The organism is Methanosalsum zhilinae DSM 4017 (assembly GCF_000217995.1).
Taxonomy (GTDB): Archaea; Halobacteriota; Methanosarcinia; order Methanosarcinales; family Methanosarcinaceae; genus Methanosalsum; species Methanosalsum zhilinae.
The window spans coordinates 116,278-137,045 of record NC_015676.1 but is presented as its reverse complement, the minus strand read 5'-3'; the positions used below and the strand labels follow the sequence as shown (position 1 = coordinate 137,045).

Sequence of the window (20,768 nt, the reverse complement as noted above, 5' to 3'; positions counted from 1 at the left end):
TAAAATTGAGTTAACTTTACTGGAAATGCAGGAAATTTCCAACAAATCTTGATAATACCAGGTTGACCTAAGTAAAAATATATACATTCAATATGATTGCTTCTAGAAAATCGTAATCACACTGTTTTGAGTCGGTTCAGTATTTAAGTTTATTTTTTAAGTTAATCTTAATGTTAAATTAAACATGTTACATTCAGGAATAATATTTACTTCAAAGCATGTTTATGAGTGTTTTTAACTACATTTTAATTTTAACCATGTGTATTGTAAAAAAGTACTCATATTACCTTATAGACTTTATGAATTTAAAACAAAAATCTTATATTGCTCTTTTTTATAAATTTAAAATTGTATCGTAAAAAATGTATATAATAAATCATGAAAATAAATAAATTCATATTTTACATAAAAAAATATAGAATAGGTGTTCTATGTATTTATTTAAAAAACTATTATCATTAAATAATGAACAAATACCTGTTGAAGACTTCTTTACAGAAATATTTGCTTATTTATTGAAAACAAATCCTGAAATACTTCATACTTTTTTAGATTCTACAAAAGCACCATTAATTGATTATGAACAAATGGTGATTGATACCCAAAGATCATTTGAAGGGTTAGAAAACCACCTTGCAGGCAGCAGACCAGATATTTTTTTAGAGTTATTCAACAAAAATGAAAAACAATGGATATTTATTGAATCTAAAATTGATGCTCAGGAAGGATATCAACAACTTACTAAGTATGCTGAGCATTTGGATAATTCAAATTCTATTCAAAAAGGTGTACTTATCTATATTACTAAATATTTTGAACCAAAAAAAGAGAAAATAATATTTAGAAACTGCTCTAATAAAGAAAAACTTTTTTTTGTTCAGATGCGTTGGTATGAAGTCTATAAAATTTTAAAAGAATATCAGGAGAATATAGAATGTACACTGATCAAAGAGGTTTTAATGTTTATGGAGGAATATGATTTGTCAGGAAATAATCAGTTTAGTAGTGTTGATATTCTTGCTATGAATAATTTTCTAAATGTCAGAAAGATGATGAATGAAACCCTTTTTGGTAAAGTTGCCGAGAAGTTTTCTCTGGTTGCTGGTGGGGTATCAAGTGAATCAACTGCATTGACACAATTGAGAAATTATGGTCGATATACTGTTATCAAAAACCAAAAAGATTATTTTGAAATAGTGTTGGGTTACTGGCTTCAAAGCAAAAGTATGACAGATTTTCCACGTGTAGGGATACAGATTGCAGTTGGTCCTAAATCGGAAAACTATGATAAAATTATTCAAATTATAAAAGAAATCGAGCATAAGTATCCCGACAAATGGACAACTTTCGCTTTCGATGATTCAAAAGTTTGGAGTGGAATCAAACAAGAAATACCATTAAATAAGTTTATGGGTGAAGAGGATCAGATTAAAGCAGTTGAAAATTATTTTTTATTAATATTGGATGATGTTGAAAATATCAAAAAAGAACATCCTGACTTGCCATGGAATATATTGTCATCCGAATGAAACATAAAATATTCTGTCAGGAGAAAAAATTAATAAGTAGGAATAAAAATTTACTTAAATTGTTGAGTTAAAACTTTCTTTGATTCAAATTCGAGTACTGATTTAATTGCTTTTTGATATTCGTTCCCTTTTTCTGTAGTGAAAAAGGAATCATGTTGTTTATGGATCATTTCTTTTGAAATCAGGTATTTTAGGTATATTTTTGCAATTTTGCTATTCAGATTGGCACCATATACAATTCTTGTCTTGGTGGCTCCATTTTTTGCAATGTACAGTATTTCATTTATTATATCATATCTATTTCTTCTATGCATCTTATCACCTTGAATTTTTTACATTAATATGTCTAGTTTTTTTTTGATTATTTTAAATTTACAAAAAATTAGAAAGAATTGTACTTCTAAAAATTGAATTTCATTCATTTTCAAGACAATATGGACAAGTATATCCTTGTTGAACCACATTTTTAATCCGATATTTCCATTCATGATTTTTCTTACATATCCACCAAACATTTCTTTCAGATTTTGGGGAAATATGGCCAGGTTTTACTGAACCATTTTTGAATGGATGCCACTCTTTTGCAAGTTCTGGATATAAATTTTCCAAACTATCTTCAAAACATACTTTTTTCCCTGAACAATACGGACATCCAAACTGGCGATTATTTCTGGAATATACACTTGCTTTCCATTCATGATTTTTCTTACATATCCACCAATAGTCTTTTTTTGAGCCAGGAAGTACATCGTTGGGAGTCAGGTCTCCATTTTTGAATGGATGCCACTCTTTTGCAAGTTCTGGATTTATTGTTGCTAGACAATTATCTAGATGTGCTTTTTTATTGGAGCAATATGGACAGCCCCGCCCACGAGTTCGGTCTTTTATTCGAGCAATCCATTTGTGGCCTTTTTTACATTTCCAGGCAACTTTTTCATGTGAATGAGGAGTGAAATTTTCAGGTTCTTGTGGATAATTTTTTTCATAATCCCACTCCTTAGCAATTTCAGGATAATTCTTAGCAAGGTTTTCATCTAATTTTGTAGAGAATATCATCTCTCTGTATAGTTTATCATTTTGTGGCTTGTTTTCTTCCATATAAGCAGTGATTTTTTGCTTTTCAGCAGAACCAATCAAATCGAATATAGCGATTTTTTTTAATATTTTCTTAAGGATAGCAAAGTATGATTTATCTTTCTTATATACAATATCTAAATTTTCAATTTTTTCCAGAGGATGCTCTCGGATACGTAATAGTTTTACGCCACAATCTTTCAAATGATTATTTTTTTTGATATCCTTATCAAGACTATGCCAATAACTACCATCTATTTCAATTGCAAGATTGATTTCAGGAAGATATATATCACACTCAGTCCCATCTATCTTGAAACGGTGCTTTGCTTGCTCAAATAGATGTTTCAGTTCAGCAAAAATAAATAGTTCTAATCTTGATGATTGATTATAGCATTTTGGACAGTTTGTTCCTATCGTTCTATCACTTATTTTCGCTTTCCATTTGTGGCCTTTTACACATTTCCAATTGATTTTCTTTTTTGATCGTGGTAGAAAATTTTCGGGTTTTAATCCACCGTTACTTGAATAATCCCATTCATTTGCAATTTCAGGATATAATACCTTCAAATTATTATCTTTTGTAGCCACTTTTCCAGCACAGTATGGGCATCCACTTTGGTTCATAGTTCTGTTGTTGATACTTGTATTCCATTTGTGTGATTTATTTTTCTTACAGATCCAATTAATTTTTTGATCAGAACCATAAGTGAAATCGGTTGGTTTATACCCTTCATTCAATTCGTAATCCCATTCATCAGCCACTTCCGGATGAGTTATGGTTAAATTATTTTCTTCATTGACTCTCCCATTACAATATGGACATTTTGAACCTTTATTGGTACGATTATTAACTGTTGCTTGCCATATATGCTCTTGATTTTTAATACAGGTCCACCAAACTTTCTTGTTAGATCCAAAAGTGATATTTTCAGGTTTTAGATCACCATTTAATTGGAAATTCCATTCTTTAGCAATTTCAGGATGTGTTTCACTCAAACTTTTTCTTTTTTTCATACTATCATTCCAATTTTTTTATTTTTTTTATTCAAGTTAATCAAATTTTCAATTAAGGTTTCTAATACCATTAAAAGACTCTAATAACCTCAAAATCAAATTTTATTCAAAAATAGAGATTATTAAATCTTTGAATCAATAAAATGTGTAGTTTTTTTGGATTATATTTATATAAAACTAAAATAATAAAGAATCTAAATATATTGATTCTTAAAATTGATTATTTTGAAGGTAGAAAAGTTCCTATCATTACTGATTTTTGTGAATATTCGGAGATAGTATCTATATACACACAATTTGTAAGTGGAATCCAAAAAAAGAATATGTGGTGGTAAAAACAATCAAAACACAACTCCTTATGTTTTGATACATCAAAACACTCTAGTCTGTTGTGCTTATGCTCTAATAATATATATAGTTATCTATAAAATGAAGATTTTGAGATATTTGTGGCATATATATTATACATACCTTCGGATAGAGTTCCACTTACAAAAAGTGTATAATTACCAAAAAAATTTTTGACATCATAGAAATAGACATACATACCTTCGGATAGAGTTCCACTTACAAAAAGTGTGCATATAGAGTGAGGGAAAGTACGAGATTTATATCTCAAGCAATACTCCTTGTAGCAAACGTTTTTCAATTTATCTTGCTGAAATAATCTGTGATCAAATCAAATAGATATATTTCTGGTACCTTCTTCCCATGGATTTTGATTGGCTCGAAAAAGGTATAGAAATAATTATAGTTTACATCAATTTAGTGACGCTATCTGAAGATATCATTTTTAGTATTCAATTCGAAAAGTGTTCTGGATTTGAAAGCAATTCCATATCATCCAACAAAACATTATTTTCGGTGTTATCTTCATTAGAACCCAGATCTTTTTTTCGATTATCAGTGTCATCAGGCGTATGTATACAAAATCGGCAGAATAAATTATCTGTCAAAGAATATTTGTTTATTACCGCTGTTTCATCACCCAAAAATGTATAATGGTCTTTAGTTCCCCCGCGTCCAAGATATTGGCGTTCAATGGTCAGTATACCTCTACCCTCCAGTTCTTTTACCTTGTTACGAAAAGTATTTTTTTCCATTTTCTTCCCCATAACATACGAGTTTACTATGCTGCAATAGTGTGGATATGTATATTCTAAAATTCTATTTTCTTTTTTCATGTTTAAAATTGAAATAAGTATTATCTTTAGTTCATTATCCAAATTCCTAATTTTTGAAAAGAAAATCTCATTATCAGTTTCATAAATAATGTCATCAATTTCTTCCATTGTATTTGGACTTTTATTTTCTTTTTCTATTTTTTTTATTATTTTTTTCAAATTATTGATCCCAACACGAGCATCTCCAAATTTTTCACTCTTGACTCGTGCAGAAATGAGAGCAAAAGTATAAGATCCAATTTTATCATAATTTTCAGGAGATAATGCTTTTTGAGCACGATCACGGAGTATGCCTTCCAATTGAACGGCATCATAAACTTCAACATTCTTGTAAAAAATATTTGTAGCAGATGATTTGCTGTTACCACCTCCTATATTTAAAAAATCAATGTCGTTCGAAATACCAATAAAAGATATGTTTTTAAGAGAAAGTCTTGTTAAAAAGTTTATAACTTCGGGGTCCGATAGATTATCTAATTCATCGAGAACCAAAATTATGTACCCATCATGATTGAGGCACAGTTTTTGAAAATGATATTCATATTCTGAAGTGGAATTAGAAATTTTTGTATGACTTTGGTTATTTTCATACTCGAATTCCTTAATCAAATATTTTAAAATTGAAGCCTTTGTATCTTTATTGGAAACCATTTTACAAAGAATAGTTATTTCAATATCATTCTCCGTTACTTTAGATTTGAGATCATTCAAAAATGTATGCACAACTGCAGTCTTTCCAGTTCCACTTGGACCATATATGATTACATTATCTGCCTTTTTTCGATCCAAGATTGGACCACAGTGATCTATCAAAAAATCAAAGACATTACCTCTATGAAGTATCTCATCCGTTGAATCCGGTATTCTTTCTACATCAAGGTACTCATCATTTTCAATAATTCCTTTTCTATCAAAATTTAACATTTTTATTTATTCCTTTTACGTAGTTGTAATATTATCATATAATTATATTTTAAGTGTTAACTGTAAATTATAACTAATGATATATAAGAATTAGCGTCACCATAAAAGTAAATATTACTCAAATTTATATATTAAATTGAAATTTTGTGTAGAGTTTTATTGATATTTATTGTTTAATGTTTAATCACATTAACTATATTATACTCTTTACAAAACTCAGAAACTTCTTTGTTTTTCTATCAAACCCGTTTGTATTCAAATTAATCATATTTATAAAAATTTATATATATTATTACTGTAGTATATATGTTGAGAAGTACTTATAGGGTATAAGTACATAAAAAATATACAATTGATTTTTAGTAGCACGTTTACATGAACGAGTATTCCCCAGTGCTACGTTTTGTAGATAAATTTTTTGTAGATTTTTTGTAGAGAGAAGTATTCTTAGCATGAAAATATAGATGATCATCTCTCATTAGGCTTTTTTGCATAAAATGTCTTGAGATCTGATTGTCGATGAAGTTGAAAGGAATGTAAATTCAATTTCAACTTCTCTCAAACACAAATAAGCATCCATGATAAAATGTATTCAAAAAAATTGATATTAGATGCACGAATAATGGGACCAAATGAAAGATATGCTATTTGGAGCCACGAAATAAATCTTGCAGGGCAAAAAAAGTATAATTTCACATTCAATAGAAGAAAATTAGAGGACTCTATAGACTTCCAAAAAGTTCTATTATCAAATTCAAGGAAACTTTCTGACCCTTATGTCAATATTATGTTTGAACTGCTACCCGCTGAACCTATAATAAAAAAATTTATTGAAATTTATCAGAAAAAAAGTATGAGTATAGTTGATTACAGGGAAGTCAATAAATATCGCAAAAAATTACTTGACACGAATCTTGTGAATTATCGTGCAATGAGAATGAAAAAATATAATGATCAGGATTTTTGGTACAGTCCCTATTTTCTTAATGAACTTGGTAAACTTGTTTATTACGGGTTATATGGTTATAGTCCCGATTTTACAGCAATGAACTTTTATGCAGATAATCAACCTTCTAATGCGGTATATCATGTGAAATTTTTAGAATTAATTCAACAATATTTTGATAAAGCAGGTCACAAAGTCATAACTGGAAAATTTCCATACGACCTTATTGTTGATAATAAGCATTTGTTCATAATCACGGAACCACATGAAAACTCAATAGGTATAGAAATGAGATTATCTTATGCAATTGCTGATTGTACTCTGAATGATCGTTTATTGTACATTCCCGCATGTTCCGAATCGCATCAAAGACGCATCAACGCAATAATTGCAGGTATTTTATTTTATTTTAAAAAAACATTTTCTTATCTGACTACCATTGAATATAACATCTCTGAAAATTCAAAAGTAGATGGATGGGATATGATATATACATCTTCAAGAGACCGCAAGAATGATCACTTATTCTCTGAAGATCTTTTACCTTTCCCTAAAGTCTTAATTAATAGTAACTGGAAAATTCCTACACAGATGAATCTTTTTAATCAAATTGGGCATTTCCAATTTGAGCATCCTAAATTATCACCTAGATATATCAAATCTGATTTTAAGTATCCAATGAAATACATCAATGATTTGAAAGAAACCGAAATATTGCCAGGTGTAAAAGTAACCGTAGGACTTGGACACATGAATGATATATGGTGGGATATGGCAAACGGTGCAGATTTAATAATCACCGGAAAAATGAGAGAACACGTATACGATTATTTTTCTGAAAAACCACAAATAATGATGTTGACTGAAATCTTCAAAAGAGATGATAAACACCATGATGCGATCAATTTGTTGCGGGCTGAAAATATAGAAGTTCACGAAATACCTAGAAATCATGCAAAGGTGATCTTGAACTCAAATAAATTGCTAATACACAGTCAAACAACTACTAACTATATGGGGAACAATAGAGAAAGTTTTGCTTTGATTGATTTCATGGATCACATAGAAAATGAAGAGATACATGAAACATTACTAGATATGTTCTTATCGCTTCCGAATGTCGGTGGAGGCAAAAAATTTACTCAAACACATAATCATGAATTAATTCATTTTTTTGATGATAAAATAAAATTATTTTGTAAAAATAACAAATCAAAAACGATTGAATGGCCTTACTACAAAAACATCTTGTATGAACTCAAAAAAGACAATGGTATCATCTACACTTCTCATATGGATATGAAAAATCTTGCAGAATATATGGATGAGATTCACATCCAGGCAACCAGCAGAATGCAAAATTTCAAAGTCCTAAAACATGCAAAGTGTCCTGTGTATCATCACAGACTTTGGCATCCAAGGATAGTATTCAACTCAAATTTTATAGGAGTGGGGAGTTGGGATTTTGCACAAATTCGTAACCAACAGGAAATACAAGCATTGATACTTCTAGATAATACGTGAATACTAAAACCAAGTTGCATTCAGTTTTTTTATATTCCCTATTAGTCATGTTGAGATTTTTTAAACTCTCTTGACCTAAAGTATTTTTATACTCATGCATCTAATATTTGGTTGAATCTATAGGTTTGTTTAAAAAATAAATCAAAAAGTGGTTGTTGTTTTATGCTATAACAGCAATATTAATGAGTTCTAACATGTATTCCCATTTGATTTGTTGCTGTAAATCTAACCAAATGTTTATGTTTTATTAAAACAACAATATAATTATGGAATCATTTTTTGTTAAAAATACTAAAATATTAACTCCATCAGAGTATAATATACTCTTAGATGATATAAATAATCCGATTCAACGCAGACGCTTTTTAATCCTTTTCTGGTCTGGAATGCGATACCAGGAATTTCTGAGATTTCATAATAACCCAGAATGGTATTTAAGAAAAAGAAACACAATACATCTCCCAGTCCATTCTACAAAAAAGATGAAAAGGAGGCAAATTGAAAGATACATATATCCATTACCAGACCTTATGTCTGAAATCATAACTCAGTTTTTCGATGACCCTAAGCCACCTTCATTGCAAGGATGGAACCAAAATCTCAAAAGATGGGGTGCAGAGTCTGGAATTGATATCAAGGGGTTAAGTGCAAAATCTACTAGAAAATCAATTGAATCTTGGTTGATAGTTGCTGGCATGCCTTTGAATATTGTCTATTTACGACAAGGACACACTGAATTAACATCATTAAAACACTACCAAGGATTACCATTTACAGATACTGAAAAACAAGAAATTAAAAAAATGTTGTCCTTCTGTTTATAAATATATACACTAAATGAATAGTAATCTTTTGGTTCCATAGACGTTATCCCTATGCTAAAAATAAAATGTATATCTTAATCAATGTCAAAATATTGAAGATTACTAAAGAACCATTCGTAGAATAATTTAAATAGTTCCGTAACAAATTATTAAAAGTTGGATTATGGAAGATATTGGACTTACAGAGCAACAAAAAGAAGCCATTGAATACATAGATTCCCCACTTTTGATTGTTGCTGGACCTGGAACTGGAAAAACCAGAGTTTTAACTGAAAAGGTTATTTATCTAGTAAAACAGGGATATAATCCAAATAAAATAATAGTAAGTACATTTACTATTAAAGCAGCAGATGAACTTAGAAATAGACTGCGTAAAGATTTGGGTGACTCGGTAGAAAATATGCAAATTTCTACAATCCATTCTTTTTGTCAAAAAATGCTACAATCTTTCCCCGAGTATCACAATTTTGGGAATATATTTGAAGTTATGGATGATCTTGATCAATTTCTATATGTCAATAGAAATTACATGTGGAATTTTGGATTAAAAGAATATGTTACCGAAATTAGCGTTAATGAACTTATAAATTTTTATAACCGCTGTACTGAAAATGATGTTGATCCAAAAAAACTTGTGGATCACTTCAAAAAAAACAAAGGAAGCGATTTTGAAATCGCTATTGCAAAAAGTTACGAAATCTATCTTGCTAACCTATTGGACCCAAACAATACAAGGTTGGACTTTTCTTTGTTGGAAAGAGAGTTTTACCACCTTTTACAAAGGAATAATGAAGTACTAGAACTCGTTAGACAAATGTACGACTATATTTTAATTGATGAGTATCAGGACACGAATCCCATACAGGATGCTATTTTTGAATTGATAACTGCACCTAAATATAAAATAACAGTTGTTGGTGACGAAGATCAAAGTATATATGGATTCAGAGGTGCTTCTGTTGAAAACTTCAGGACATTCTTAGATAGATATCCCAATGCAAAAAAAATAGAACTAGAAGAAAATTTTAGATCTTGTAAGGAAATTGTTCAAACATATGATGAGTTTATGAAACCTCATAGAACCTTTGAAAAAGAAATATTCACTTCAAATCCAGAGTACTCCAAGCCTGTCATTTTATATAGTGACTCACGAAAATCAGAAGGAAAAGAAATAGTTAGATTTGTTGAATATCTGGTTCAAAAGTGTAATGCCAGATATCAAGATATCGCCATTTTGTTTAAAAGTGTTAAATTTCATTCAAGTGAAATAATTGATGAGTTAGAATATAAAAAAATTCCTTATACTACAAAAGGAGAAGGTTCACTTTTTGAGCAGGAAGAAATAAAAAACTTACTTGTTCTAATGATTTACATCAATTCTCATTATCCGAATGAAAAGCAAAAACAATGGTTATTTGATCACAATATTCTTGAATCTGAATTTTTGGATCTTCATGAAGATACAATTGAGAAACTGAAAAATGTTGCTGATATTTATAATTTGCTTGAATCATATGATTATGCTACTTTAAAAAAATTAAATGTGGAACAAAATGATGCTCAAAAATTGATGGGATTAAAGGACTTAATGACACTTCAAAAAAGAAATTCTGTTAGCCAATTAAAATTATTTTATAAAATTCTTGATGCTACGCAATATAACTATAGATTATTTAAACGGTATCTTGAAAAAAAAGATGCAGATGCAGATATAAAAATAAGAAATCTTGCAATTTTCTCTAAAATTATACATAAAGTTGAAAATAATACAAACTCTAATCATTTCAAGTCTTTTATTGATCAGTTATGCTATATCCCCGAAAATAAGATCGAAGATGCTGCATGCATCCAAGATGTAGATGCAGTAAACCTGATGACAATACACCAGGCCAAAGGTCTTGAATTCCCAATTGTTATACTCGCAGGAGTTACACATAAAAGATATAATACAAATAATCAAAATGATGAGTTTATAGTTGAAATCCCAAAAAAACTAATGATGAATAAGAGCAATTTTAATCGTAGTGAAGAAATAAGAAGAGTTTTTTATGTTGGTATGTCACGTCCTCAAAAAGTATTAGCCATTAGTACCATAGATGGAAAGTATTTCAAACCATCTCAATTTATTGATGAAATCGGACTCAATAACTTTATAGAAGCGGACAATTTCAGCCAAATAATTTCAGATAATGATCATTATATACCAAATGTTGAAAAAAGCAATCTAAGTTTTTCATCAATCAGTACATATATTAGTTGTCCCTTTAGATTTTTTTGTCGAGATTATCTAGGATTTCAGACTCCGCCAGGTTATTTTCAAGCATATGGAGTAATTGTGCATAATTGCCTAAAAAAGATACATGTAATGATGAAAGAGGGAAAAGAAATTGACATAACAGATGTTGTAAAAATAGTAGATATGTATTGCAAAGATGATGAATCTAGGGAAGAATGGCGAAATGAACTAATAACAGATTTATATAATTATTATGAAAAAGCATGTGGATTTATATACGATGTTCTTGATGTCGAAGTTCCTTTTTCTTACATAAATAAAAATATTTCAATAAATGGACAAGCGGATTTAGTCATTAAAAATACAAATGAAGAGATTGAACTAATTGATTACAAGTCAAGATATGCTGAATATCTCTCAAAGATGAATGTAGATACTCAACTACGCATTTATAATTTAGCGCTCGCAAATCGGTATAATGAACCTATAAAAAAAATCAGTGCTTACACATTTAAGGATAACAGAAGAATATTTTTTGACAATAGCAACGTAGAACTTGAAAAGACTAAAAGTTTGATAAAATCAATCATTCAAAATGTAGAAAATAAAGAATTTGAACGAAACTGGGAAGGACCTATCTGCAAGACAAAAGCGGGACTTTGTGAATTCTACCAGTTATGTAATATGATGGAAGGAGACACAAAAAATGGTAGATGAAGATAAAGTATTAAAACTTAAAACATTATTAAAAAAAATATTCCAATTTGAAAATAATGATCTCGATTTTGGTATATATCGAATTTTAAACATAAAAAAAAGGAAATTTCTGAGTTTATTGATATTGAATTATTTGATATCATCCAAGAAAATATAAAATCCATTGAAAACTCATCGGCATTAGAAAACGAAATGAAAAAATTGGAGGGTGAGATAGAGTCTGATTTCGGATGCAATATAGAAAATGCTAAGGAAAAATATGCAGAAACTCCTAAAGTCAAAAATTATCTTGACCTCGAAAACCAAGTTAAAACAGTTGAAAAAGAGAATGATATTGAAGAAGAGATATATGATGATATTATCAACTTTTTTTCACGATATTACGATAATGGGGATTTCATCTCAAAGAGAAGGTATTCCAAAGATTCAAAATATGCAATTCCATATAATGGTGAAGAAGTTTATCTTTATTGGGCAAACAATGATCAATATTATATTAAAACCGGGGAGAATTTTAATCACTATTCATTCAAAACAGGTTCAATTAGTGCTGACTTCAAGATAAATAATGAAGATATCGAATTACAAAAGAACAATATCAAAGACGAAAAGAAAAAGTTCTTCATTTTTAAAGATGTAGATTACGATACAAGAAAAAATCACCTTGTAGTTGATTTTGGATATCGGGGATTAACTGTTGAAGAAGAAAAATTAGTTTGTGACACTACAGGGAAAAATAAACTGGGAAAAGATGAAATCAATCAATATAACCTCGCTAAAATAAATGAGCATATTGCAATATATGGTTTATCTGATCTAAATAAAAAACATATAAAAATTGATGGGAACAAGTCAGATAAATCAGAACTTGAATGGCATCTTAACAAATATACTACAAAAAATACCAGTGATTATTTCACCCATAAGAATTTAAAGAAATTCTTAAGCCAAGAATTAGATTTCTATATAAAAAATGAAATCTTAGGCTCTGTAGAAATCCTTATGTAAATAATAATTGTAAATGAGTTATATCTTTCGATGTTATGTATTAACATCTTACATTTCACTTCCTTTACCTGGTTTCTGTACTTTCTTGACTTAATTTCTTCACCATATTTTCTTTTTAGAACTGAGAACATTGTTTCTACCAGGTTTCTCGAATGGTAGAGTTTCTCATCAAACTCTTCAACCATTTTCCTACGGTATTTGCCGTTTATTTTCTTTCTTTTCCTCTGTCTTACAGGGATAAGAGGACTTGAATTCATGTTCTCTCGTATGAGAACATGAATTTGTTCAGAGTCATACCCCTTATCCAGGACATAGTATTCTGAATGACGAAGTCTATGACATTGCTTCAGCAATGTTTGTGCGTGTTTCGTATCGTGTACAGGTTTACTTGAGATCTTAAATCCAGTAACAATAAATTTCTCAGTATCAATTGCTATACTTGTTTTTAGATATGATCTCCTTTTCTTTCCAGTCCTCATTGAATAATAGTAACTACAATGTCCACCTGTAAATCCACTTGAATCAATAGCAGTAAGATATATTCTTTCACCATGGTAATAAAAGAGTTTTAGAGTTTGTTTCAATATGCTGTTAAAATATACTGATGGTATTCTACTCATGAATTTCTGTAATGTTGTAAAATGTGGTACCTGCTTTATTCCAATTTTATTCTGTACCTTATCCATTAATTCAATGAGTTCTACGAAGTTTCTATAGTCCTCATTTAAGTATTCTTTTAGTAAAACCAGTGTCATTAACTGGTGCTGAGTATATTTTCTCTTAGAATACTTACTGCTATACAATGGAAGATGAGATCTTCCTGAGACAGCAATGGCTGTATCAATAAAGTTTAAGTATTTTCCTGACAAAAACATTCATCCCCTGTTGTTTTTGTTTGTTTAGCAAAAAAACACAGGGGACTCATCCTTTTTATAATATTAGGTTGAAGTGGTAATGGAAAATAGGATTTCTACAGAGCCAAATCTTACATATTGATGATATTAGTTCAAAAGATGATTTAGATATAAATCTCAATAAAATAAAAGTCTTTAAAGAAATATCACTTAAAATAATTGAGTTCCTGGCACAAATCGAAGATTTCCAAAAAATACTATGGGAAAAGAAGAAATTTGTGCTTTCTACTGACTATTGCATAACTCTTGATTACATTGATGAAAAATATTATCCATATATCCTTCAAAATAAAAAACAGTTGTCTGAGTGGGAAGAACTCTATTCATTTGATATTAATGATGAGGTCACTACACTAAAAACTGGGATAACTAATGTAGATAAGACCAATCAACAAATTATGATTGAAGTCCTTAAACAAAACCCAACACTTTCAATTGATACTAAGTTCTATGATACTGAGTTTAAATATCAAATATTAAGTGAAATCGAAAATCTTGATGAGAAAACTAATGGGATTCTAATAAATTCAGATAATTTCCATGCATTGAACTTGCTTTTAAATAAGTACAAAGAGAAAATCAATTTTTGCTATATTGACCCACCATATAATACGGGAAGTGATGCCTTCCTATATAAGGATGGGTTCAGTCATAGTAGTTGGTTATCTTTGATTAGTAACAGATTAATATATCTAAAATACCTTCTCTTAAATGACGCTGTTAGTTTTATTTCAATTGATGATAACGAAGTTCATAATTTAAGGAATGTATGTGATGGGATTTTTGGTCAAGATAATTTTATCGAATTATTTATCGTTCGATCAAATCCAAGAGGAAATCAAGCCAAAAAATATACGGCCTCAGAACATGAGTATATGGTATGCTATTCAAAAAATGTGAATAAGTTTAATCCATTAGGATTTCCAAAAGATAATCACGAATATAAAAAAAGAGATGATAAGGGTTTATATAGAGAATTAGGTCTAAGAAAAAGAGGTGCGGGAGCAACAAGAGAAGATGCTCCTAACCAATATTATCCAATTTACTATAATCCAACAACAGAAGAAATATCTATTGAAAATAAATCAAAAGATTTTGTAGAGATAATTCCAAAACTAAGTAATGGAACTGATGGAAGATGGAGGTGGTCAAAGTTAAGTGTTGCTACTAAAAAAGATGAGTTAATGGTTAGATTAGTTAATAGAAATGGTGCTAAGGTATACGATGTTTTTCAAAAGGATTATTTTTCAGAAAATAAAATATCAAAAATGAAATCAATACTTTATGAAAAAGATGTAAATTATGAAAATGGAACTGAAGAATTAAAAAACTTCTTTGATGGTAAAAAGGTGTTTAATTATCCTAAGCCGGTTTATTTAATTAAACGTATTTTAGAATCAGTAAATACAACCGATGGTGTCATATTAGATTTTTTTGCCGGATCGGGTACAACTGCCCATTCAGTCTTAAAATTAAATAAAGAAGATGAAGGTAATAGAAAGTTCGTTCTTGTAGAAATGGGACAATATTTTGATACTGTAATAAAACCCAGAATTCTTAAAGTTATCTACTCAGATAATTGGAAAAACGGCGTACCACAAGACAATAATGGTTATCCAAAACAGATTATAAAGTACCAGTCAATTGAACAATATGAAGACTCTTTAAACAATATTGATTTTAAAGAGCCTTCCACATTAGTAACTAAATCAAAAGATTATAAAATCAAATACATGCTTGAATTTGAAAGTAGGGATAATAATGTATTCCTCAATCTAGATGCACTTGATAATCCATTTAATTATACTTTAAAAATATATGATAACAATGAAGTTAAAAAAATGGGTGTTGATCTTATTGAAACCTTCAATTATATTGCTGGAATTCACATAAATTCAATAGAACGAAAAGATGATGGTGAAATCCAATATGTGGTTGTAAAAGGATTCATTGAAGAAAAAAATATTATTGTTCTTTGGAGAAATAAAACTGAAAACTTTGATCCAGAAAAAGATAAAGAGTTTGTAGAGGCTGAAATACTATTAAATGATGAATATGATGAAATTTTTGTGAATGGAAATTCATTGATTGAAGGTGCTAAATCAATTGATGAAATTTTTAAAGCGAATATGTTCAGGGTGTAAGCAATGGCCAAAGTTAAGAAAAAACTTCAAAATTATCTTGTAATGAACAAATATATTTCTTCACTGTTTGGGTTCAATGATATGGATGATTTTAGAAATCTCCTAAAACCTGTTCAAGAAGGACTGAATCAGCATAAAAAGTTTCATTTCACAGCAGCACTCCAAACTCTTGATTTGAGTGACGAATTCAGGCAGAAACTAGATCAGTATGATGAAAATATACAGGAATATATGGATCAGATTAATTTTAAGCGTGATCCACCTATAGTGCTAAAATATTTCCAATATTTAGCAGTACTCTTCACTGAAATTTATTTAGACAAACATTTTAATGAAAAAACATTGTTTTCTAGCATCCAGAAATACATATTTGCTTTAAATAAAAAGGAAAATAAAACGGGATCATATACATATCCATATCCTAGTGAAAAAACGTTGGAGAAACTAGCATTTTGGTCTGCTACGGGTAGTGGAAAAACAATTATAATGCATATCAATTTCTTGCAAGTTCAAAAATATAACAATACTAACTATGATAATTTCTTATTAGTAACTCCTAATGAAGGACTTTCTGCTCAACATATCAAAGAACTTGAACTTAGTGGAATTGAACATAAGAGATTTGAAGCACAAAAAACGCTTGAAGATTGGTCATTACAGAACCCACTAAAAGTCATTGAGATCACTAAAATTAAGGATGAAGTAAGTTCTCAGGATGGTAAAACTGTTCCTGTTGATGCATTAGGTGACAATAATATTATTTTTGTTGATGAAGGCCATAAAGGTCATTCCAGTGAAGCACAAACCTGGAAAAAAATGAGAAAACAACTAGTTGCAAATGATGGTTTTACTTTTGAATATAGTGCTACACTGGGAGAAATTACGGAGAAAGATGATACCTTTAATGAATATGCCTGCACAATAATTTTTGATTACCGTTACAAGTACTTCTACGAAGATGGCTTTGGAAAAGATTATCAGATACTGAATTTGAAAAATAAGAATGAGTATGGAGATGAATATTTCACAGGGTCACTACTTTCACTTTATGAGCAGAAATTATATTATAAAAATCATAAAAGGCAAATCAAACCTTTCAATATCGAGAATCCATTAATGATTTTTGTAGGATCAAGTGTCAGCGGTAAAAAAAATAATTCAGATGTTCTGCATGTAGTCGATTTTTTAGCACGTTTTGTCAATGAAAAAGACTTGTTTAAAAAATTGATTAGCAATATACTTAATGACAAATCAAACCTTGTTGATGCAAATAATCAACCCATTTTTGCAACAAAATTTCCATATTTAAGAGAACTGAGACAGAAGAATGAATTGAATCTCGGAACTTTATATGATGAAATGTTAAAAGTTCTATTCCATATTAAAACTTCAAAAACGTTACAGTTCATCGAGTTAAAGAATGCGGAGGGCGAAATTGGGTTAAGATTCGATTCTGAATATTTCGGTGTGATCAACATAGGTGATACTACTAATTTCTTGAAATTAATTGAAAATTATGAAGATTCTTATTTCCAAGTTGGACAAAAATCAAATTTTGAGCAATCATTATTCAAAAAGATAGAAAGAAAAGAATCTCCTATCAATCTCCTAATAGGTTCAAAAAAATTCATTGAAGGGTGGAGTTCATTTAGAGTTTCATCTATGGGTCTTTTGAATATTGGCAAAAAAGAAGGGTCACAAATTATTCAATTGTTTGGGAGAGGTGTTCGACTTAGAGGGTATGAGAATTATTTAAAACGAAGTAATTATCTTAAAATGGCAAACCTAATACCTTCTGATGTGAAAGTTCCTAATAATCTATATCTATTGGAAACCCTCAACATTTTTGGACTAAATGCGAATTATATGGCTGTTTTCAAGGAATCTTTGAAAGAAGAAGGAATTGAAGAATATGAGCACATCAGTTTGAAAATAAAACCTAATATGCCAACAAGACAACTATATGTTCCTCGTAGTGACAAAGATACATCCGAATTTGTTAGTTCTGTACCTATATCAACATATGATAAGAATTTAGCAAAAATTAAAATTGATCTAAGTTCAAAAATTGACATCCTTGAATCAAGAAGTGATTTTAAATTAGTTGATTCGGATTCACCTATAGAAGAAAATCATTTCAGCCCAGAATTGATTGAACTCTTTGATTTCGATTACATATATTTAGAATTGCTTAAATATAAGGACTTAAAGCGATATTCAAATATTTATTTTAACAAGGCTGATTTAAAAAAGATTCTTCTTTCTCCTGAAAAATACACAATTTTATGCAAAAAAGAAATTATTCAATTAAATGAAACTGATGAGTTAAACAAATTAACAAAAATCCAAGAGTATGCTATACAGTTGTTAAAAACATATACGGACAAGTTGTACAAGCATGAAAAATATCATTGGTATCAAAAGAATCTTCAATATGAAACAGTTACACAAGAAGATGGGTCATTAATTCCAAATGAGTATGTGTTTACAATTAACACTAATGTCCATAATTTAATAGATGATATTTATTCATTTACCGACAACCTAAGGTCATTTATAAGAACAAAAACTGAAAGTAATGATGAAATATATGAAAATGATACGTCATATAAATATAACCAATCGAAAGTGTTAGACTTTTTTGCAACAAATATTCATTTGTTTAAACCATTGATTTATAAGAATACTAAATCAAAAGAACTCGAGTTTATAAAAATATCTCCAGTTAATCTTGTAGAAAGTGAGCGTGAATTTATAAAACAACTGGATGAATACTTGAGTAAAAAATCATATACAACACATTTTGATGAGATACACCTTCTAAGAAATCCTTCAAGAAAAGGCATTGGTTTCTTTGAAACAAAGAACTTTTATCCGGATTTTATCCTCTGGACTATAAAAGAAAATAAACAAACAATTAATTTCCTTGATCCAAAAGGATTAACTCGTGTTGATTACAATGATGAAAAACTAACTCTTTATAGAGAAATAAAAAATATAGAACAGGAACTGAAGGATAAATCTAAATTAAACATCGAGTTGAATTCATTTATTTTATCCCACACAAAATATGATGATTTGAACTGGAATGTAAGCAAAAAGGAATTGATAAATCAAAATATCTTATTTTTAGAGGATAAACAAAATTTTTTAGATCAGATGTTTGATAAAATTAGTTCATGAAAAAATATTCAATAAAAAAGAACTGACCAGTTGGCTCTGTAGAAATTTTTATGCTAATAATAATTGTTTTTCAATATGGAAGGTCAAAGTATAATAGATTTTATAGGCTTTGACGATAAACTAACGCTTTTTGTCGTCAAAGTAACTAATTTATCGTCAAGTGAATATTAGGAAATGTATTTCCACCTAACTATAAATTTATATTTATTATATCTCAAGATTGGCTCTGTAGAAATCCTTATGTAAATAATAATTGTAAATGAGTTATATCTTTCGATGTTATGTATTAACATCTTACATTTCACTTCCTTTACCTGGTTTCTGTACTTTCTTGACTTAATTTCTTCACCATATTTTCTTTTTAGAACTGAGAACATTGTTTCTACCAGGTTTCTCGAATGGTAGAGTTTCTCATCAAACTCTTCAACCATTTTCCTACGGTATTTGCCGTTTATTTTCTTTCTTTTCCTCTGTCTTACAGGGATAAGAGGACTTGAATTCATGTTCTCTCGTATGAGAACATGAATTTGTTCAGAGTCATACCCCTTATCCAGGACATAGTATTCTGAATGACGAAGTCTATGACATTGCTTCAGCAATGTTTGTGCGTGTTTCGTATCGTGTACAGGTTTACTTGAGATCTTAAATCCAGTAACAATAAATTTCTCAGTATCAATTGCTATACTTGTTTTTAGATATGATCTCCTTTTCTTTCCAGTCCTCATTGAATAATAGTAACTACAATGTCCACCTGTAAATCCACTTGAATCAATAGCAGTAAGATATATTCTTTCACCATGGTAATAAAAGAGTTTTAGAGTTTGTTTCAATATGCTGTTAAAATATACTGATGGTATTCTACTCATGAATTTCTGTAATGTTGTAAAATGTGGTACCTGCTTTATTCCAATTTTATTCTGTACCTTATCCATTAATTCAATGAGTTCTACGAAGTTTCTATAGTCCTCATTTAAGTATTCTTTTAGTAAAACCAGTGTCATTAACTGGTGCTGAGTATATTTTCTCTTAGAATACTTACTGCTATACAATGGAAGATGAGATCTTCCTGAGACAGCAATGGCTGTATCAATAAAGTTTAAGTATTTTCCTGACAAAAACATTCATCCCCTGTTGTTTTTGTTTGTTTAGCAAAAAAACACAGGGGACTCATCCTTTTTATAATATTAGGTTGAAGTGGTAATGGAAAATAGGATTTCTACAGAGCCAAAATATGGATTTATTAATTAATGTATATTAGGAGGAAATGTTTTTCCTATTACTCATTTTTTTAGACTTTATAGTCAAAAGGTATAGTTTATAGTCAAGTGGACTTTATAGTCAAAGCCTCTGGTATGTAAATAAATTTATAATCGTTGTTTTTTGTATTGAACATTCACTTGTAATATATAATTTTGTTTTAAATCATAATGCCATATTTCTAATTATGTAAAATCATTTACTTTTGTCGATCAAATATAATATAAGGAAATTACTTTCCTCTTATTATAATTTTTAGAGTTTATCGTCAAAGCCATAAAAATAGT

The 20,768-nt window shown here is 29.3% G+C and carries 13 protein-coding genes; 8 read left to right on the top strand and 5 right to left on the bottom strand.

Annotation, left to right across the window (positions count from 1 at the left end; genetic code table 11):
• Nucleotides 1-431 precede the first annotated feature (431 nt).
• A complete protein-coding gene (locus MZHIL_RS00650) occupies nucleotides 432-1,529 on the top strand; it encodes a PD-(D/E)XK nuclease family protein (protein WP_013897440.1) in 1,098 nt (365 codons plus the stop codon).
• A 50-nt stretch (nucleotides 1,530-1,579) separates the two neighbouring features.
• Here the strand turns inward: MZHIL_RS00650 and MZHIL_RS00645 are convergent, their stop codons facing one another.
• From MZHIL_RS00645 to MZHIL_RS00630, 3 genes are all read right to left on the bottom strand, one after another.
• Nucleotides 1,580-1,843 (bottom strand): winged helix-turn-helix domain-containing protein, encoded by a 264-nt coding sequence (locus tag MZHIL_RS00645; protein ID WP_013897439.1) that lies wholly within the window; start codon nucleotides 1,841-1,843, stop codon nucleotides 1,580-1,582.
• A gap of 100 nt (nucleotides 1,844-1,943) precedes the next feature.
• On the bottom strand, nucleotides 1,944-3,620 hold the full coding sequence (locus tag MZHIL_RS00640; protein WP_013897438.1) for a zinc-ribbon domain-containing protein: 1,677 nt from the start codon (nucleotides 3,618-3,620) through the stop codon (nucleotides 1,944-1,946).
• 800 nt (nucleotides 3,621-4,420) lie between these two features.
• A complete protein-coding gene (locus MZHIL_RS00630; protein WP_013897436.1) occupies nucleotides 4,421-5,728 on the bottom strand; it encodes a Cdc6/Cdc18 family protein in 1,308 nt (435 codons plus the stop codon).
• A gap of 622 nt (nucleotides 5,729-6,350) precedes the next feature.
• Between MZHIL_RS00630 and MZHIL_RS00625 the strand changes: the two genes are divergently transcribed.
• The 5 genes from MZHIL_RS00625 to MZHIL_RS00610 all read left to right on the top strand — a co-directional run bounded on the left by MZHIL_RS00625 (nucleotide 6,351) and on the right by MZHIL_RS00610 (nucleotide 12,983).
• Entirely contained in the window at nucleotides 6,351-8,198 is a 1,848-nt protein-coding gene (locus MZHIL_RS00625; protein ID WP_157209604.1) for a hypothetical protein, read from the top strand.
• Nucleotides 8,199-8,464: 266 nt separating this feature from the next.
• Nucleotides 8,465-9,022, top strand: a complete 558-nt coding sequence (locus MZHIL_RS00620; protein WP_013897434.1) for a tyrosine-type recombinase/integrase — start codon at nucleotides 8,465-8,467, stop codon at nucleotides 9,020-9,022.
• A gap of 163 nt (nucleotides 9,023-9,185) precedes the next feature.
• On the top strand, nucleotides 9,186-11,975 hold the full coding sequence (locus tag MZHIL_RS00615; RefSeq protein WP_013897433.1) for an ATP-dependent helicase: 2,790 nt from the start codon (nucleotides 9,186-9,188) through the stop codon (nucleotides 11,973-11,975).
• Nucleotides 11,965-12,132 (top strand): hypothetical protein, encoded by a 168-nt coding sequence (locus MZHIL_RS10425; protein WP_157209603.1) that lies wholly within the window; start codon nucleotides 11,965-11,967, stop codon nucleotides 12,130-12,132. The genes MZHIL_RS00615 and MZHIL_RS10425 overlap by 11 nt, the downstream gene beginning before the upstream one ends.
• A 35-nt stretch (nucleotides 12,133-12,167) precedes the next feature.
• A complete protein-coding gene (locus tag MZHIL_RS00610) occupies nucleotides 12,168-12,983 on the top strand; it encodes a hypothetical protein (RefSeq protein WP_048815413.1) in 816 nt (271 codons plus the stop codon).
• Here MZHIL_RS00610 and MZHIL_RS00605 read toward each other — a convergent pair.
• Nucleotides 12,938-13,858, bottom strand: coding sequence for an IS5 family transposase (locus MZHIL_RS00605; RefSeq protein ID WP_013897432.1), 921 nt, complete (start codon nucleotides 13,856-13,858; stop codon nucleotides 12,938-12,940). The two genes, MZHIL_RS00610 and MZHIL_RS00605, sit on opposite strands and share 46 nt — an antisense overlap.
• A gap of 257 nt (nucleotides 13,859-14,115) precedes the next feature.
• On the opposite strand from MZHIL_RS00605, the gene MZHIL_RS00600 reads away from it, so the two are divergent.
• Both MZHIL_RS00600 and MZHIL_RS00595 read left to right on the top strand, forming a co-directional pair.
• The gene (locus MZHIL_RS00600; protein WP_048815412.1) at nucleotides 14,116-16,041 is read left to right on the top strand and encodes a site-specific DNA-methyltransferase; all 1,926 of its coding nucleotides are present in this window, start codon (nucleotides 14,116-14,118) and stop codon (nucleotides 16,039-16,041) included.
• A 3-nt stretch (nucleotides 16,042-16,044) separates the two neighbouring features.
• The gene (locus MZHIL_RS00595) at nucleotides 16,045-19,224 is read left to right on the top strand and encodes a DEAD/DEAH box helicase family protein (protein ID WP_013897431.1); all 3,180 of its coding nucleotides are present in this window, start codon (nucleotides 16,045-16,047) and stop codon (nucleotides 19,222-19,224) included.
• A 167-nt stretch (nucleotides 19,225-19,391) separates the two neighbouring features.
• Here MZHIL_RS00595 and MZHIL_RS00590 read toward each other — a convergent pair whose 3' ends face one another.
• A complete protein-coding gene (locus MZHIL_RS00590; protein WP_013897430.1) occupies nucleotides 19,392-20,345 on the bottom strand; it encodes an IS5 family transposase in 954 nt (317 codons plus the stop codon).
• Between the last annotated feature and the right edge of the window lie 423 nt (nucleotides 20,346-20,768).

Coding starts and splice junctions, on each gene's coding strand:
- MZHIL_RS00630 (WP_013897436.1), bottom strand. CDS start 5,728: ATGTTAAATTTTGATAGAAAAGGAATTATTGAAAATGATGAGTACCTT.
- MZHIL_RS00605 (WP_013897432.1), bottom strand. CDS start 13,858: ATGTTTTTGTCAGGAAAATACTTAAACTTTATTGATACAGCCATTGCT.
- MZHIL_RS00645 (WP_013897439.1), bottom strand. CDS start 1,843: ATGCATAGAAGAAATAGATATGATATAATAAATGAAATACTGTACATT.
- MZHIL_RS00620 (WP_013897434.1), top strand. CDS start 8,465: ATGGAATCATTTTTTGTTAAAAATACTAAAATATTAACTCCATCAGAG.
- MZHIL_RS00625 (WP_157209604.1), top strand. CDS start 6,351: ATGGGACCAAATGAAAGATATGCTATTTGGAGCCACGAAATAAATCTT.
- MZHIL_RS00590 (WP_013897430.1), bottom strand. CDS start 20,345: ATGTTTTTGTCAGGAAAATACTTAAACTTTATTGATACAGCCATTGCT.
- MZHIL_RS10425 (WP_157209603.1), top strand. CDS start 11,965: ATGGTAGATGAAGATAAAGTATTAAAACTTAAAACATTATTAAAAAAA.
- MZHIL_RS00650 (WP_013897440.1), top strand. CDS start 432: ATGTATTTATTTAAAAAACTATTATCATTAAATAATGAACAAATACCT.
- MZHIL_RS00640 (WP_013897438.1), bottom strand. CDS start 3,620: ATGAAAAAAAGAAAAAGTTTGAGTGAAACACATCCTGAAATTGCTAAA.
- MZHIL_RS00615 (WP_013897433.1), top strand. CDS start 9,186: ATGGAAGATATTGGACTTACAGAGCAACAAAAAGAAGCCATTGAATAC.
- MZHIL_RS00595 (WP_013897431.1), top strand. CDS start 16,045: ATGGCCAAAGTTAAGAAAAAACTTCAAAATTATCTTGTAATGAACAAA.
- MZHIL_RS00610 (WP_048815413.1), top strand. CDS start 12,168: ATGAAAAAATTGGAGGGTGAGATAGAGTCTGATTTCGGATGCAATATA.